General features: G+C 76.2%; 7 protein-coding genes. 5 read left to right on the top strand and 2 right to left on the bottom strand.

Features of this window, described 5'->3' with window-relative positions; translation table 11 throughout:
- Positions 1-12: 12 nt before the first annotated feature.
- Positions 13-1,569, bottom strand: a complete 1,557-nt coding sequence (locus ACH01S_RS14070; protein ID WP_067890608.1) for an AMP-binding protein — start codon at positions 1,567-1,569, stop codon at positions 13-15.
- Between the two features lie 82 nt (positions 1,570-1,651).
- Entirely contained in the window at positions 1,652-2,620 is a 969-nt protein-coding gene (locus ACH01S_RS14065) for an ACP S-malonyltransferase (RefSeq protein ID WP_083980667.1), read from the bottom strand.
- Positions 2,621-2,883: 263 nt separating this feature from the next.
- Between ACH01S_RS14065 and ACH01S_RS14060 the strand changes: the two genes are divergently transcribed.
- Genes ACH01S_RS14060 through ACH01S_RS14040 form a run of 5 tightly spaced genes read left to right on the top strand, consistent with a single transcriptional unit; the run spans position 2,884 to position 17,199 of the window.
- The gene (locus tag ACH01S_RS14060) at positions 2,884-3,744 is read left to right on the top strand and encodes an SDR family oxidoreductase (protein ID WP_067890605.1); all 861 of its coding nucleotides are present in this window, start codon (positions 2,884-2,886) and stop codon (positions 3,742-3,744) included.
- Positions 3,745-3,782: 38 nt separating this feature from the next.
- The gene (locus ACH01S_RS14055; protein WP_067890602.1) at positions 3,783-4,031 is read left to right on the top strand and encodes an acyl carrier protein; all 249 of its coding nucleotides are present in this window, start codon (positions 3,783-3,785) and stop codon (positions 4,029-4,031) included.
- A gap of 1 nt (position 4,032) precedes the next feature.
- Positions 4,033-5,637 carry an AMP-binding protein gene (locus tag ACH01S_RS14050; protein ID WP_067890599.1) on the top strand — a complete coding sequence of 535 codons (1,605 nt, stop codon included), beginning with the start codon at positions 4,033-4,035 and terminating at the stop codon, positions 5,635-5,637.
- Positions 5,638-5,688: 51 nt separating this feature from the next.
- A complete protein-coding gene (locus ACH01S_RS14045) occupies positions 5,689-16,557 on the top strand; it encodes a type I polyketide synthase (RefSeq protein ID WP_067890596.1) in 10,869 nt (3,622 codons plus the stop codon).
- Positions 16,558-16,608: 51 nt separating this feature from the next.
- Positions 16,609-17,199 carry an FcoT family thioesterase gene (locus ACH01S_RS14040; protein ID WP_218010251.1) on the top strand — a complete coding sequence of 197 codons (591 nt, stop codon included), beginning with the start codon at positions 16,609-16,611 and terminating at the stop codon, positions 17,197-17,199.
- The last annotated feature ends 1 nt before the right edge of the window (position 17,200 follow it).

The following is a 17,200-nucleotide window of genomic DNA, read 5'->3' as shown; positions in this document are numbered from 1 at the left end:
AAGGCGGCCGCTTCATCCGCGCGCCGCTGTCCCGGCCGCCGCGGTCGCGGCGAGACCGGCCCTGTCGATCTTCCGGTTGGGGTTGAGGGGAAAGGACTCCATGTGCCGGAACGCCCGCGGCAGCATCCCCTCGGGGAGCACCTGCCGGAGCCGTCCCGCGAGCACGGCGGGGGAGACGGGCGCGCCGGTGTAGAAGACGACGAGCTCCAGGCCCCCGGCGTCGGCCGGGCGGGTCACGGTCACCGCGTCCTCGACGCCGGGGCAGTCGCGGACGGCGTCGTCGATCTCCGCCAGCTCCACCCGCCAGCCCTGGATCTGCACCTGGGCGTCCAGGCGGCCGAGGTAGGCGAGCTCGCCGCCGGGCAGGCGGCGGACCCGGTCGCCGGTCCGGTACCAGCGGCGCCCGGCGTGCACGAGGAAGCGGCCCTCGCCGTCGCGGGGGTCGAGGTAGCCGGGCGTCATCTGCGGGCCCGCGACGCACAGTTCGCCCTCGGCGCCCTCGGCGCCGTCCGACACCGCGTCGCCCGGGCCGAGGAGGACGTGGTCGTGGCCCTCGTGGACCGTCCCGATCGGGACGTGCCCGTTCACGCACAGCGCGGGCGACGTCTCCGCCGACCACCGGTGCCCGGACACGGTGACGGTCAGCTCGGTCGGCCCGTACAGGTTCTCCACGGCGGACGCGGGCGCCGCGTCCTGCCAGTCGGCGGCGTCCGCGCGGCGCAGCGCCTCACCGGCGAAGAGGCTCCAGCGCAGCGACGGCATCGCGCCCGGCGCGAGCCCGCCCATCCGCCGGACGAGCGCGATCGCCGACGGCGTCGAGAACCACACCGTCATCGCCCGCTCGGACAGGAACGACGGCAGGTCCGTGTACGCCCGCACCGGGACGGTCCGCACGCTCGCCCCCGCGCCCCACGCGCAGAACAGGTCGAACATCGCGCAGTCGAAGTTGAGGCCGAACGTCTGGGAGAAGACGTCGTCCGGGCCGAAGTCGTACCGCTTGTCCAGCAGCGAGAAGTAGTGGTGCGTGGCCGCGTGCGTGATCTTGACGCCCTTCGGCCGCCCCGTCGAGCCGGACGTGAACAGCAGGTAGGCGACGTCCTCCGGGCGGACGGGGCGCGGCGCGTCCAGGGCGTCGCGGGCGGGCGGGATCACCGGCAGCCGACCGGGCGCGGCGGCGCCGTCCGCCAGCACCGGCACCTCCAGCTCGGCCGCCTCCAGGGCGGCGATCCCGGCGGCGTCGGCGACGGCGGCGGAGACCTTCGCGTCCGCCAGCATCCGCCGCGTCCGGGCGGCGGGGAAGTCCGGGCTCAGCGGGACGGCGGTCGCGCCCGTGTACAGCGCCGCGAGCAGCCCCCCGTACGCGGCCGGGCCCTTGTCGGCCAGCACGGCGACCGCGGACGGCGGCCCGCCCGGCGCGGCGAGCAGCGCGCCCGCCCACGCCAGCGCCCGCTCGTGCAGCGCCTCGTACGTCATGGACGATGTGTCCACGTGGAAGGCCGGGCGCGAAGGCGACACGGCGAGGCCGCGCAGGAAGCGGCCGTGCAGCGCGTGCTCGGGGATCTCGTTCATCGTGATGCCATCCCGGAAGAGGGTCGATTCGGAAGGAACGCCGCCGCCCCCGCCGGGCCGTCCGCCGCCCTAGTGGCCCGCCCTAGCGGCCCGCCCGGGTGGCGCGTGCGGGCGTGCGCCGGGCGCGCGGGCGCATCGCCAGCTCGGGACGCAGCGAGACGACGTCGAACTGGTCGGTCGCGCACCGCACGCGCCCCCACAGGTTGTCCGGACCGCAGACGTAGAGGCGGCCGACGCCGAGGCCCTTGAGAGCCTCCATGACGCCCGGCCAGCGGACCGGGCGGACCGCCGCGTCCAGGAGGAGCGTGCGCAGCTCCTCGCCGGACCGCAGCGGCGTCCCGTCGTGGTCGGACACGACGGGCAGCGACGGGTCGCGGAACTCGACGCCCGCGAACACGTCGCGTTCGAGGGAGTCGCGCAGCGGCCCGAAGGCGCTGGAGTGCATCGGCGGACGCATCACGGCGAGCGGAAGCCCGCCGACGCGGCGCAGCCGACCGGTCAGCCAGTCGAGCCTGTCCTCGTGCACGGACAGCATGTAGAAGTCGTGGTCGACGTAGCAGGAGACGTCGTACCAGGCGCCCCGCTCGTCGAGGTCGGCCAGCACCTCGGCCAGCGCCTCCGGCGGGGTGCGGGCGAACGACTGGGTGACGACGCCCCGGTGCTCGCGCCGGAAGTACTCCTCGATGTGGCGGCCCGCGGCGGCGGTGAGCCGCACCGCGTCGGCAAAGTCGAGCGCGCCGGAGTGGACGGCCGCGGGCGTCCCGCCGAAGCTCGGCCCCGCGCACGCCACCGGGTCCGCGTCCAGGGCCGTCGCCGCCCACCCGGCCATCGCGAGGCAGTTCACGAGGAACGCGACGCGGGCGGGCTCGGTGTACGCGCCGTCGCTCGCGCGGAACCGGTCGACGAGGGAGTAGCCGAGCGCGTCGTCGGCCGCCGCGACGAGCCGCCGCGCGGCCGGGTGCATCAGCATGAATTTGCCGACGTCGCCGAAACTCGACGGGCTGATCGCGGGAAAGACGAGCGCGGCTTCCGCCCGGGGGCCGGTGTCCATGTCGTTCTTTCCCCCTCGCCTCGCGGCTGCCGCCGATCCATTGATTCCCGAGTTTGGCGGCGCCGCCGGCGGCCCCTGTACCCCTAAGCGCCCCTAACGGATCGGAGGGTCCGGCCGCTAGGGGTGCATAAGGGTTGGGGGGTGTCGACGGCGCCGATAGCGTCCAGCGGAAAGAGGCGTGAAAACCGTCGGTTCCCGCGATTCACCAGGCGCGGTCGACCACTCCATTCCCAGTCCGGCGGTGCGCCAGTGGAGGAAATTCGATGAAGGTATTCGTCACCGCCGGGACGGGCGTCGTCGGCACCGCCCTCACCGCCGAGCTGAGGTCGCGCGAAGCCGAGGTCTCGGTCCTCACCCGCGACGCGGACAAGGCCGCGGCGCTGCCCGCCGGGGTGCGCGGCGTCGTCGGCGACCTGCTCGACTTCGAGCTGGTCCGCACCGAGTTCGCCGCGGCCGACGCGGTCTTCCTCAACCTGCCCGTCGGCGCGGAGGAGCTCTACCAGGGAATCCTCGCCGTCGACGCCGCGAAGCGCGCCGAGGTCAAGCACCTCGTCTACCTCTCCGCGCAGGACGTGGAGACGATGGTCACCGCGCCGTACTGCGCCGGGAAGGCCACCATCGAGCAGGCGCTCAAGGACTCGGGCGTCCCGTACACGATCATCCGCCGGGGCGAGCTGATGCAGAACGACATCGGCGCCAAGCAGATGCTCGACATGGGGATCTACGGCATCCCGTTCGGCGAGATCGGCGTGTCCCGGGTGGACGTGCGCGACGTCGCGGAGGCCGCGGCGATCGTCCTCACCACCCCCGGCCATCTCGGCGAGACCTACACCGTCACCGGCCCCGAGCCCGTGACCGGCCGGTTCGTCGCCGAGACCTGGAAGCGCGTGCTCGACAGCGAGGTCGCCTACGTGGGCGACGACCTGGACTCGTGCTGGCAGATCCTCAACCAGATGATGCCCTCGCACATCGCCCGCGACATCTGGCTGATGTACGAGCACTACGACCACCACGGCCACGTCGCCGCCGAGGACGACGTCGTCCGCGCGACGAAGCTGCTCGGCCACCCGCCGCGCTCCTTCACCGAATTCGCCGAGGAGACGGCCGCGGCCTGGAAATCCTGATCGGCCGCCGCCCGCTCACGACACGCTCAGGAGCCATCATGTGGGATTCGCGCTTCGAGGAGATTCTGCGCGGCAGGCTGCCGTTCCTCGAAGAGGAGGAAAAGGTCGGCGAGGACCTCAGTCTGCGGGACTTCGGGCTCGATTCGATGGGCGCCGTCGAATTGCTCGCCTCGCTGGAGGCCGCCTATTCGGTGCGGTTCGTCGACGACGCGCTCGACATGGCGAACTTCGCCACCCCGGGCGTCCTCTGGACGACCCTTTCCAAGATGATCGAGAAGGCGTCCTGAGATGAGTGCCACCGCCACGCCCACCGCCGTACCCGCCACCGTGCCCACCGCCCGCGTGCGGGACTCGGTGGACAACCTGCACGGCTTCATGCTCCAGACCGCCGGCGACGCCCCGGGCGCGCCGGCGGTCGTGGAGCCCGGCCCCACCGGCGAGCTGACCGTCGTCACCTACGGCGAGCTGCGCGAGCGGGTCGACGAGTACGCGGACGCGATCGGCGCGCTCGGCCTCGACGTCGGCGACCGGGTGATCCTGGAGTCGCACACCTCGTCGACGGCGATCGCCGTCTACCTGGCGTGCTGCGTGCTCGGGCTGCCGTTCATCCCGGTGAGCCCGGAGACGCCCGCCAAGCGGCTGCTCGCGATCATCGACTCGGCGCGTCCCGCCCTGTACCTGCAGCACGAGGACGGCGGCCGGGACGGAATCCCGCCCGGCGTCGGCGCCGCCCGGTTCGGCCCGGCCGGGCTGCGGGTCGAGCGCGCGCCGGAGCCGCGGACGCGGCGGCGGCGCGAGGTCGTCGGCACCGACCCGGCCTACATCATCTTCACGTCCGGGACGACGGGCCGCCCGAAGGGCGTCGTGATGAGCCACCGCGCCAGCACGGCCTTCTTCCGCGCGGTGCACGGGCTCGGCATCCTCCGGCCGGGGGACCGCGTCGCCAGCGCGTCGCCGCTCCAGTTCGACTTCGCGCTGTTCGACATCGGCATCACGCTCGGCAGCGGCGCGACCCTCCTGCCCATCCCGCGCGAGCGGCTGCGCTGGCCGCGCCGCTTCGTCGGGTTCCTGCGGGACGCGGGCGCCACGCACGTGCACGGCGTCCCGTCCATCTGGCGGCCGGTGCTGCGGAACGAGCCGGACGAGCTGGCGACGCTCGGCCTGCGCGGCGTCCTGTTCTCCGGCGAGCAGTTCCCGATGCACGAGCTGCGCGAACTGCGGTCGCTCGCGCCCGGCGCGCGGATCATCAACTGCTACGGGCCGACCGAGTCGATGGCGTGCTCGTTCACCGACGTCCCCGACCCCATCCCGGACGACCTGGAGCTGCTGTCCATCGGGCACGCCTACCCGGGCGCCGAGATGATGATCGCCGATGAGCGCGGCCGGCCGATCGAGCGGCCCGGCGTCCCCGGCGAGATCTACCTGCGCGCCCCCGCGCTGTTCAGCGGCTACTGGGACGACCCGGAGACGACCGCGCGGGCGCTGGTGCGCGACCCGCTCAACCCGGCGTCGGGGCAGATCGTCCTGCGCACGGGGGACCTCGCCCACCGCGGCCCGGGCGGCGAGCTGTACTTCCGCGCCCGCGTCGACTCGCAGGTGCAGATCCGCGGCAACCGGGTCGAGCTGACCGAGGTGGAGCGGCGGATCGCCGAGTTCCCCGGCGTCGGCGCCGCGGCCGTGACGGTCGCGGACGGCGGCTCCGCCGACCCGGTGCTGTGCGCGTTCGTCGTCGGCGCGCCGGGCGGGGGCGACCCGGACCGGATGGCGGTCCGCGCGTTCTGCGCGGAGGCGCTGCCCGACTACATGGTGCCGGGCGAGATCCACGTCGTCGGCGAGCTGCCCCTCACCGAGAACGGCAAGGTCGACCGCGCGCTGCTCGCGTCGACGCGCTAGGGCCCGCCGGACGGCCGCGGGCCGGAACGAGAGAGATGGTGGAGTGCGCGAATGAGTGAGCCCGGCGCGCCGGCGGGACGTCCGCCGCTGGACGTGGTGATCTCCGAGACCCTCGCCGTGCTGCGGAAGGTCGACCCGGACGGCCGGCACGCCGTCACCGGGGACCGCCCCTTCCTGGAGCTCGGGCTGGACTCCCTCGGCCTGGTGGACCTGCACGCCCGGCTGACGGCGGCGACCGGCCTGGCGCTGCCGGTCACGGTCGGGTTCGACCACCCGACGCCGGAACGGCTGGCCGAGTACCTGCGCGCCCTCGCGGGCGGCGAGGAGACCGGCGCCGCCCCGGCCGTGCCGGGAGGCGCTCCCGGGGCGGCGGACGATCCGATCGCCGTCGTCGGCATCGGCTGCCGGTTCCCCGGCGGCGTCGCGTCCCCGGACGACCTGTGGCGGCTCGTCGACGACGGCGTCCACGTCATCTCCGACTTCCCCGCCGACCGGGGCTGGGACCTCGACGCCCTCTTCGACCCGGACCCGGACGCGCCGCGCACCAGCTACGTCCGCAAGGGCGGCTTCCTGGACGGCGCCGCCGACTTCGACGCCGCCTTCTTCGGCATCAGCCCGAAGGAGGCCCTCGCGATGGACCCGCAGCAGCGGGTCCTGCTGGAGACCTGCTGGGAGGCGCTGGAGCGGGCCGGCATCGACCCGGCCGACCTGCGCGGCTCCGCGTCCGGCGTGTTCGTCGGGATGGAGCCGCACGAGTACGGCCCGAAGACCCATGAGGCGCCGGACGGGCTCGACGGGCACCTGATGCTCGGCACGCTGCCGAGCGTCGTGTCCGGCCGCGTCGCCTACGTCCTCGGCCTGGAGGGGCCCGCGCTGACCGTCGACACGGCGTGCTCCGGCTCGCTGACCGCGCTGCACCTCGCCGTGCAGTCGCTGCGGCGCGGCGAGTGCTCGCTCGCGCTCGCGGGCGGCGTGACGGTGATGTCCGGGCCGGGGACGTTCACGACGTTCAGCCGCCAGCGCGGCCTCGCCCCGGACGGCCGGTGCAAGGCGTTCGCCGCCTCGGCTGACGGCACCGGCTTCTCGGAGGGCGTCGGCGTGTTCGTCCTGGCCCGGCTGTCGGCGGCGCGCCGCGCGGGGCATCCCGTCCTGGCGCTGGTGCGCGGGTCGGCGATCAACCAGGACGGCGCGAGCAACGGTCTCACGGCGCCCAACGGGCCGTCGCAGCAGCGGGTCCTGCGCGCGGCGCTGGCCGACGCCGGGCTCTCGGCGGGCCAGGTCGACGCGGTCGAGGCGCACGGCACCGGGACCCGGCTCGGCGACCCGATCGAGGCGGGCGCGCTGATCGCCGCCTACGGGCGCGAGCACGCCCCGGACCGGCCGCTGTGGCTCGGCTCGGTCAAGTCGAACATCGGGCACTCCGGCGCCGCCGCCGGAGCCGCCGGGATGATCAAGATGATCATGGCGATGCGGCACGGGGTATTGCCGCGGACCCTGCACGTGGACGAGCCGTCCCCGCACATCGACTGGTCGGCCGGGACGGTCCGGCTCCTGACCGAGGCCGTTCCCTGGACGCGTCCCGAGGGCGCCGCCGAGCCGAGGCGGGCCGGGATCTCCTCCTTCGGGGCCAGCGGCACCAACGCGCACGTGATCATCGAGCAGCCGCCGGAGGTCGAGGCCGAGGCGGGGCCCGAGCCGGCCAAGGAGCGGATCACGCCGCTGCCGCTGTCGGCGAAGACCGAGCCCGCGCTGCGCGACCGGGCCCGCCTGCTGCGGGCGGCGCTCGCGGCGGACGAGCCGCCCTCCCTGCTCGACGCCGCGTTCTCGGCGGCGACGACGCGGGCGTCCTTCGACCACCGCGCGGTCGTCGTCGCCGGGGACCGCGACGAGGCGCTGCGCGGCCTGGACGCCCTCGCCGACGGGAACGCGGCGGCCGGTGTGCCGCGCGGGACCGTCGCGTCCCCGCCCGGCGGGACGGCGTTCCTGTTCACCGGGCAGGGCAGCCAGCGCCCCGGCATGGGGCTGGGCCTCTACGAGACGTTCCCCGCCTTCGCCGACGCCCTGGACGAGGCCGCCGACCACCTCGACCTCCAGCTCGACGTGCCGCTGCTCGACGTCCTGTTCGGCACCGCCCCGGACGCCGGCGCCCTGCTCGACCGGACCGCCTACGCGCAGCCCGCGCTGTTCGCGGTCGAGGTCGCGCTGTTCCGCCTGCTGGAGTCGTGGGGCGTGACCCCGGACCACGTGGCGGGCCACTCGGTCGGCGAGCTGGTCGCGGCGCACGTCGCGGGCGTCCTGTCGCTGGAGGACGCGGCCCTGCTGGTCGCCGCGCGCGGACGCCTCATGCAGGAGCTCCCGCCCGGCGGCGCGATGGTCGCCGTCGCCGCCACCGAGGACGAGATCGCCCCCCACCTGGACGAACGGGTCGGCCTCGCCGCCGTCAACGGCCCGTCCGCGCTCGTCATCTCCGGCGAGGACGAGGCCGTGACCCGCGTCGCCGCGCTCTTCGCCGACGGCGAGGTCGGGGCGCCGCGCCGGACGCGCCGCCTCCGCGTGTCGCACGCGTTCCACTCGCCGCTGATGGAGCCGATGCTCGCGGAGTTCCGCCGGATCGCGGACGTGATGGCGTACGCGCCGCCGCGCGTCCCGATCGTGTCGAACGTGACCGGGCGGCCCGTCGAGCCCGACGCCGAGTACTGGGTGCGGCACGTGCGCGAGGCCGTCCGGTTCCGGGACGGCGTGCGCTGGCTGCGCTCGGCGGGCGTCACCAGGTTCCTGGAACTGGGCCCGGACGGCGTCCTCTCGGCGATGGGCCGCGACTGCCTCGCCGCCGACGACGAGGACGCGCTCTTCGTGCCCGTCATGCGCGCCGGCCGCGACGAGGAACGCGAGCTGGTCTCCGCCGTGAGCCTCGCCCACGCGCACGGCGTCCCCGTCGACTGGGACGGGCTCTTCGCCGACAGCGGCGCCCGCCGCGTCGACCTGCCGACCTACCCGTTCCAGCGTCGGCGCTACTGGCTGGACATGGGCTCCGCCTCCGCCGGGCGCCGCGACGGGCACCCGCTGCTCGACACCGTCCTCGGGCTGGCCGGGGGCGGCGGGACGGTCCTCGCCGGACGCCTGTCGACGCGCACGCAGCCGTGGCTCGCCGACCACGTCGTCGCCGGGACCGTGCTGCTGCCCGCGACCGCGTTCGTCGAGATGGCGGTGCGCGCCGGGGACGAGGCGGGCTGCGGCGCCGTCCGGGAACTGACGCTGGAGGCGCCGCTCGCCCTGCCCGCCGACACCGAGGTCGCGGTGCAGGCCGTGGTGGGGGAGCCCGGCGAGGACGACGGCCGGACGGTGGAGATCTACTCCCGTCCCGGCGACGCCCTCCCGGACGAGCCGTGGACCCGGCACGCGAGCGGCGTCCTGTCTGCACACGCGCCCGACCCGGCCGCCCCGGACCTCACGGCCTGGCCGCCGCCCGGCGCCGAGCCGGTCGACCCCGCCGCCCTCGACACCCCCGGCCTTGAGTTCGGCCCGATGTTCCAGGGCCTGCGCGCCGTCTGGCGGCGGGGCGCCGAGATCTTCGCCGAGGCCGTCCTGCCGGAGGACGCGCGGCCCGGCCCGGAGCGGTTCGGGCTGCACCCGGCGCTGCTGGACTCGGCGCTGCGTCCCGCCGACCTCGCCGGAGACGCCGCCGAGGACGAGATCCGGCTCCCCTTCGCCTGGACGGACGTCACCCTCCACGCCACGGGCGCGGCGTCGGTGCGGGTGCGGATCGCGCCCGCCGGTTCCGGCGGCGCGGTGACGGTCGCGGTGGCGGATGCCGCGGGCGCGCCGGTCGCGTCCATCGGCTCGATCGTGACGCGCGCCCTCCCCGCCGGACGCGTCGAGCGCGGGCGCGAGCCCCTGCACGTCGTCAGGTGGGAGCCGGTTCCGGCGCCGGAACCGGCGGCCGGGGACGGCTGGGCCGTCCTCGCGGGAGCGCCCGAACTGGAGAACGCCGGGACGGTCCACCCCGGCATCGACGACCTCGCGGCGGTGCCCGACGTCGTGGTGGCGCCGTTCCTCCCGGCGGAGGGGACGCCGCCGCCCGAAGCCGCGCGGGCCGCCACGCTGCGCCTTCTCGACCTCCTCCAAGGCTGGCTGGCCGACGAGCGGTTCGCCGCGTCCCGGCTGGTCGTGGTGACGCGGCGGGCGGTCGCCGCCGGAGCCGACGAGGCGCCCGACCTCGGCACGGCCCCGCTCTGGGGCCTGGCACGCGCCGCGCAGGCGGAGCACCCGGGCCGCTTCACGCTCGTCGACCTGGACGGCGCCGCCGACGCCGTCCGCGCGCTGCGGACGGCGCTCGCGACCGGCGAGCCGCAGGTCGCGGTCCGCGCGGGCGTGCCGCACGTCCCCGTCCTCGCCCGCGTGACCGGGGCCGGACGTTCCGCGCCGTGGCGCGCCGACGGCACCGTGCTGATCACCGGCGGCACCGGCGGGCTCGGCGCGCGGGTCGCGCGGCACCTGGTGGCCGCGCACGGCGTCCGCCGCCTGGTCCTCGCGTCCCGGCGCGGCCCGGACGCCCCCGGCGCCGCCGACCTCCGCGCGGAGCTGGCCGGGCTCGGAGCCGACGTCACCGTGGTCGCGTGCGACGCCGCCGACGCGGGCGCGCTCGCCGCCGTGCTGGCGGCGGTGCCGTCCGAGCATCCGCTGAGCGGCGTCGTCCACACGGCGGGCGTCGTGGACGACGGCCTGGTCGGGTCGCTGACCCGCGAGCAGGTGGACGCCGTCCTGCGTCCCAAGGCGGACGCGGCCTGGAACCTCCACGAGCTGACCCGCGACCTGCCGGACCTGTCGGCGTTCGTGCTGTTCTCGTCCGCGGCGGGCGTCATGGACGCGGCCGGGCAGGGCAACTACGCGGCCGCCAACGTCTTCCTCGACGCGCTGGCCCGGCACCGCCGCTCGGCGGGCCTCCCGGCGACGTCCCTGGCCTGGGGCCTGTGGGCGGGCGACGACGGCATGGGCGGACGCCTGGACGAGGTCACCCGGCGCCGCGCCGAACGGTCCGGCCTGGCGGCGCTGCCGGCGGACGAGAGCCTCGCGCTCATGGACCTGGCGCTGCGGACGGAGGAACCCGAGCTGGTCCCGGTCCGCGTGGACGCGGCGGCGCTGCGGGCGCGGACGGACGCCGTCCCGGCGGTGCTGCGCGGGCTGGCGCGCGGGCCGTCCCGCCGCCGCGCGGGCGCGCCCGCCGGGGGGCTGGCGGCCCGCCTCGCGGACCTGCCGGAGTCCGAGCGGGAACGCGTCGTCCTGGACCTCGTGCGCACCCAGGTGGCGACCGTCCTCGGCCACGGCGGCGCGGCCGAGATCGACCCCGGACGCGCCTTCAACGAGATCGGGTTCGACTCGCTCGCGGCGGTCGAGCTGCGCAACGCGCTGAGCACGGCGACGGGCCTGCGGCTGTCCACGACCCTCGTCTTCGACCATCCGAACCCGCGCGCCCTGGCCCGCCACATCGCGGACAAGGCGCTCGACACCGCGTCCGGCCCGCGAGCCGTGCGGGTGGCCGCGCCCGCGGACGAGCCGATCGCCATCGTCGGCATGGCGTGCCGCTACCCCGGCGGCGTCGCCGCGCCCGAGGACCTCTGGCGGCTGGTCGCGGCCGGGCGCGACGGCATCGCCGAGTTCCCCGACGACCGGGGCTGGAACGTCGCGGACCTCTACGACCCGGAACCCGGCGTGCCCGGCAAGAGCTACATCCGCGAGGGCGGGTTCCTCTACGACGCGGCCGACTTCGACGCCGACCTGTTCGGCATCAGCCCCCGCGAGGCGCTCGCCATGGACCCGCAGCAGCGCCTCCTGCTGGAGGTCTGCTGGGAGTCGCTGGAACGCGCGGGCGTCGACCCGCTGTCGGTGCGCGGCGCGCCGGTCGGCGTGTTCGCCGGGATCATGTACCACGACTGGGCCACCCGGCTCGCCGAGGTGCCCGAGGACCTCGCCGGATACCTCGGCAACGGCAGCGCGGGCAGCATCGCCACCGGCCGCGTCGCCTACGCACTCGGCCTGGAGGGCCCGGCCGTGACGGTGGACACGGCGTGCTCGTCGTCGCTGGTCGCGCTGCACTGGGCGATGCAGGCGCTCCGGCAGGGCGAGTGCACGCTCGCGCTGGCGGGCGGCGTCACGGTGATGGCGACCCCGGACACCTTCGTCGACTTCAGCCTCCAGCGCGGCCTGGCCAAGGACGGCCGCTGCAAGTCGTTCGCCGCCGCCGCGGACGGGACCGGCTGGGGCGAGGGCGCGGGCATGCTCCTGCTGGAGCGGCTCTCGGACGCCGAACGCAACGGCCACCGGGTGCTCGCGGTCGTGAAGGGCAGCGCGGTCAACCAGGACGGCGCGTCCAACGGGCTGACCGCGCCGAACGGGCCGTCGCAGCAGCGGGTGATCCGGCAGGCGCTCGCCGGCGCCGGGCTCGGCACCGGCGACGTGGACGCCGTCGAAGCGCACGGCACGGGCACGACGCTCGGCGACCCCATCGAGGCGCAGGCCCTCCAGGAGACCTACGGCCAGGACCGTCCGGAAGGGCGTCCGCTGTGGCTGGGGTCGATCAAGTCGAACATCGGGCACGCGCAGGCCGCCGCCGGGGTCGCCGGGATCATCAAGATGGTCGAGGCGATGCGACACGGCGTCCTCCCCAAGACCCTGCATGTGGACGCGCCGACCCCGAACGTCGACTGGACGGCCGGACGCGTCGAGCTGCTCACCGAGGCCCGCGACTGGCCGGAGAACGGACGCCCGCGCCGGGCCGGGATCTCGTCCTTCGGGATCAGCGGCACCAACGCGCACGTCATCATCGAGCAGGCCCCCGCGGACGCCGTGCCCGCCGAGCCCCGGCCGGAGACGGCGCGGCTCGTGCCGTGGGTCGTCACCGGGAAGACCGCCGACGCGCTGCGGGCCCAGGCCGAACGGCTCCGCGCGCACCTGCGTCCCGAGGGCGACCCGGCGGCGGTCGGCCGCGCGCTCGCGACGACCCGCGCCGCGCTCGACCACCGCGCGGTCCTGATCGGCGCGGACCACGGCGAACTCGTCCGCGGCCTGGACGCTCTGGCCCGGCGGGACGCCACCGAGGTCGTGGGCCAGGTCACCGGCGGCGGCGTCGCGTTCCTGTTCACCGGGCAGGGAGCGCAGCGCGCCGGGATGGGCCGCGAGCTCCACACCCGGTTCCCCGTGTTCGCGGACGCGTTCGACGCCGTCTGCGCCCGCCTCGACGAGCATCTGGAGCGCCCCCTCCGCGACGTGGTGTGGGACGACGCGGACCTCCTGAACCAGACCGCCTACACCCAGGCCGGGCTCTTCGCGGTCGAGGTGGCGCTGTTCCGGCTCCTGGAGTCGTGGGGCCTGCGCCCGGACCACCTGGCCGGGCACTCGGTCGGCGAGATCGCCGCCGCGCACGCCGCCGGAGTGCTGTCGCTGGACGACGCCGCCACCCTCGTCGCGGCGCGCGGCCGGTTGATGCAGGCGCTGCCCGGGGGCGGGGCGATGGTCGCGGTCCAGGCGGCGGAGGACGAGGTCGTCCCGCTGCTGACCGACGGGGTGGCGATCGCGGCGGTCAACGGACCCTCGGCGGTCGTGCTGTCCGGCGTCGCGGACGCGGTGCGTGCCCTCGCCTCCCGCCTGGCGGGCGACGGCCGCCGGACCCGCGCGCTCACCGTCTCGCACGCCTTCCACTCGCCGCTGATGGAGCCGATGCTCGCCGAGTTCCGGCGCGTCGCGGAAGGGCTGGACTACCGGCGCCCGGAGATCCCCGTCGTGTCCAACCTGACCGGCGAGCCCGCCGACCAGGGATCGGCCGAGTACTGGGTGCGGCACGTCCGGGAGCCGGTCCGGTTCGCGGACGGCATCCGCTTCCTGGAGTCGGTCGGGACGACGACGTTCGTCGAGGTCGGCCCGGACGCCGTCCTGTCGGCCATGGGCCGGGACTGCGCGGGCGGCGACGCGGCGTTCGTCCCGCTGCTGCGCCGCGACCGGGCGGAGGAGCGCGGGCTGCTCTCCGGGATCGCCGCCGCGTTCACGCGCGGCGCCCGCGTCGACTGGGACGCCTTCTTCGCCGACGTCTCCGGGCGGCCGCCCGTGGAGCTGCCGACATACGCGTTCCAGCGGCGCCGGTACTGGCTCGACGCGGGCGTGCCCGCGGGCGACCCGGTCCGCGCCGGCCTGGACCCGGTCGGGCACCCGATGCTCGGCGCCGCCGTCGCCGCGCCCGGCTCCGACCAGGTGGTCCTCACCGGCCGCCTGTCCGCCGGGACGCAGCCGTGGCTCGCCGACCACGCGGTGCTCGGCTCGGTGCTTCTTCCCGGCACCGGGCTGGTGGAGCTGGCGCTGCGGGCCGGTGACCAGGTCGGCTGCCGCGCGCTCGCGGAGCTGACGCTGGAGGCGCCGCTCGTCCTCGACGGCCGCGCCGGGCACGCCGTCCGCGTCGTCGTCGACGGCCCGGACGAGGCGGGCGAGCGCGCCGTCGCCGTGTACTCGCGGCCGGACGGCGACACGGCGGGCTGGACCCGGCACGCGTCGGGCGTCCTCGCCCCCGACCCCGGCGAAACGGCCGCCGACCTCGCGCAGTGGCCCCCGGACGGCGCGACCGCCCTGGACCTGGACGGCGCGTACGACCGGCTGTCCCGCATGGGCTACGGCTACGGCCCCGTCTTCCAGGGGCTGCGCTCGGCGTGGCGGCGCGGCGACGAGGTCTTCGCCGAGGTCGCCCTCCCGGACGGCGCGCGCGGCGACGCGGCGCGCTACGGGCTGCATCCGGCCGTGCTCGACGCCGCCCTGCACGCCGACGCCCTGAGCGGCGACGCGGGGGAGGAAGGCGCCGCCGCCAGCGTCCCGTTCCAGTGGACGCGGGTCACGCTTCACGCGGAGGGCGCGTCGGCCGTCCGCGTCCGCACCCGCCGGACGGACGCCTCCGGGACCCTCGCCATCGACCTCGCCGACCCGGCCGGACGCCCGGTCGCCACGGTGGAGGCGCTGGTCACGCGTCCCGTGTCGGCCGGCCAGCTGGTGAGCGGACGGCGTCCGACGCTGTACCGGGTCGGGTGGGGCGCGTCCCGCGCGGCGTCCCCGGTCGAGGTCGGCGCGGTCGTCGGCGGCGACCGGCTCGGCCTGGACGACGCCGTCCCGGCGTTCGGCGACGTCGCCGCGCTGGCGGCGGCGGTCGGCTCCGGCGCGATGCCCGCGCCCGGCCTGGCGGTGTTCGCCTGCCCCGCCGCGACCGCCGACCCCCTGGACGACGCCCGCACCGCGACGGCCGCCGTCCTGGAGGCGGTGCGGGCGTGGCTGGCGGACGAGCGCCTCGCCGGGTCGCGGCTCGCCGTCGTCACCCGACACGGGGTCGACACCGGAGACGGGCGCGTCGAGCCGGGGCAGGCGGCGGTATGGGGCCTGGTCCGCGCGGCGCAGGCGGAGAACCCGGGCCGGTTCGCCCTCCTCGACCTGGACGGGCTGGACGCCTCCCTCCGCGCCCTGCCCGCCGCGCTGTCGCCGTCCGAACCGGAGGCGGCGCTGCGGGACGGCACGCCTCACGTCCCCCGTCTTACCGAGACACCCGCCCCACCCGGCGGGACTTCGCCGTGGTCGTCCGACGGGACGGTGCTCATCACCGGCGGGACGGGCGGCCTCGGCGCCCTCGTCGCCCGGCACCTCGTCACCGCGCACGGCGTGCGCCGCCTGGTGCTGGCCGGACGGCGCGGACCGTCCGCCCCCGGCGCCGCCGCGCTCGCCGCCGAGCTGACCGGCCTCGGCGCCGCCGTCGAACTGGCCGCCTGCGACGTCGCGGACCGGGACGCGCTGTCCGCCCTCCTCGCCGCGATCCCGGCGGACCGCCCGTTGACCGGTGTGGTGCACCTCGCGGGCGTCCTGGACGACGGCGTGATCGGCTCGCTCGACCCCGGCCGCGTGGACGCGGTGCTGCGGCCCAAGGCGGACGCGGCCTGGCACCTGCACGAACTGACCCGCGACCTGCCGGACGTGTCGGCGTTCGTCCTGTTCTCGTCCGCCAGTGGCGTGCTGCTCGGCGCGGGCCAGGGCAACTACGCGGCGGCCAACGCGTTCCTCGACGCGCTCGCGTCGCACCGCCGCGCGCTCGGCCTGCCCGCGACGTCGCTCGCCTGGGGCCTCTGGGACGAGAAGGACGGCATGGGCGGCCGACTCGGCGACGCCGACCTGCGCCGCGCCGCCGAGTCCGGGATGCCCGCGCTGCCGCCGGACGAGGGCCTCGCCCTGTTCGACGCCGCGCTGGCCGCGGACGCGCCCGCGCTGGTGCCCGTCCGGTTCGACCCGGCGGCGCTGCGCGCACGCGGCGGGGAGCCGCCCGCGATGCTGCGCGGGATCGTCCCGGCGGCGCCGCGCCGCCAGGCGTCCGGTCCCGCGTCCGGCGCCGCGACCGGCGGCCCCGGGCTGGCCGAGCGGATCGCCGCGCTGCCCCCGGACGACCGGGAGCGCGCCGCCCTGGACGCGGTGCGCGCCGAGGTCGCCGCCGTCCGGCACGACGAGGACCCGGCGTCCATCGACCCGGGCGCGCAGTTCGGCGACCTCGGGCTCGACTCGCTCGCCGCCGTGGAACTGCGGAACCGGCTCGGCGCGGCGTCCGGGCTCCGGCTCCCGGCGACGCTGATCTTCGACCACCCGACGCCCGCGCTGCTGGCGAAGTTCCTGCTGGCCGAGCTGCTCCCGGACGACCCGGAGCCGCCCAGCGGCGAGGCGGCGGTGCGGGCGGCACTCGCGGGCATCCCGCTGGACCGGCTCCGCGCGGCGGGGATCCTGGACACGCTACTCGGCCTCGCCGACGCCGCACCGCCGCCGCCCCCCAAAGCCGAATCCGGCGACCCCGCCGAGGCGATCCGGAGCATGGGCGTCGACGACCTGCTCCGGGCCGCGCGCCGGGCGACGCCGGGCTGACCGTCCCCGCGCCGGCCAACGGACATCTGCGAACCCGAGGGAGACACCGAGATGGCGGAAGTGATGGAGCGGCCGGGCGGCGCGCCGGCCCCGGCCCGCTACCCCGACGACCCGGACCTGCTCACCCAGGTCCTGCGGCCGTACCGGGCGAAGCGCTGCGAGTACCTGACGTCGGCCGAGCTGACCGTCGAGCGCGACCCGGCCGGGCCCGCCGACCAGGTCCGGGTCGGCGCGGCCTGCACGTTCGAGATCCCCGAGTCCTGCTACATCGACGACACCGGCCACTTCAACGCGGTCGAGTTCAACATCTGCTTCAACCAGATGTTCTACTACCTGGTCGCCAAGGCGGTGAAGGAGCGCGTCGTCGCGCCCTTCTCCCGCTGGGACATGGACGACTTCTGGACCCGCCAGCTCGGCGAGATCCTCATCACCGACCTGCGCAGCGCGTTCCGCACGCAGATGCGCGGGCGGCTGTTCGAGGGCGAGATCCAGATCGCGGACGTCGCCGAGTGGGACGCCAGCGACATCCGCGACGCCCTGGTCGTGATCCGCTCCACCTGCCGCTTCTGGGACGAGCACGGCGGCGACAGCCACGGCGAGGTCACCGCCGCGATCCTGAACCCGCCGCCGTCCGGCGGCTGAT

Source organism: Actinomadura chibensis NBRC 106107 (genome assembly GCF_001552135.1).
GTDB lineage: Bacteria > Actinomycetota > Actinomycetes > Streptosporangiales > Streptosporangiaceae > Spirillospora > Spirillospora chibensis.
The sequence above is the reverse complement of the archived record's forward strand: the minus strand, read 5'-3'. Positions and strand labels throughout refer to the sequence as shown.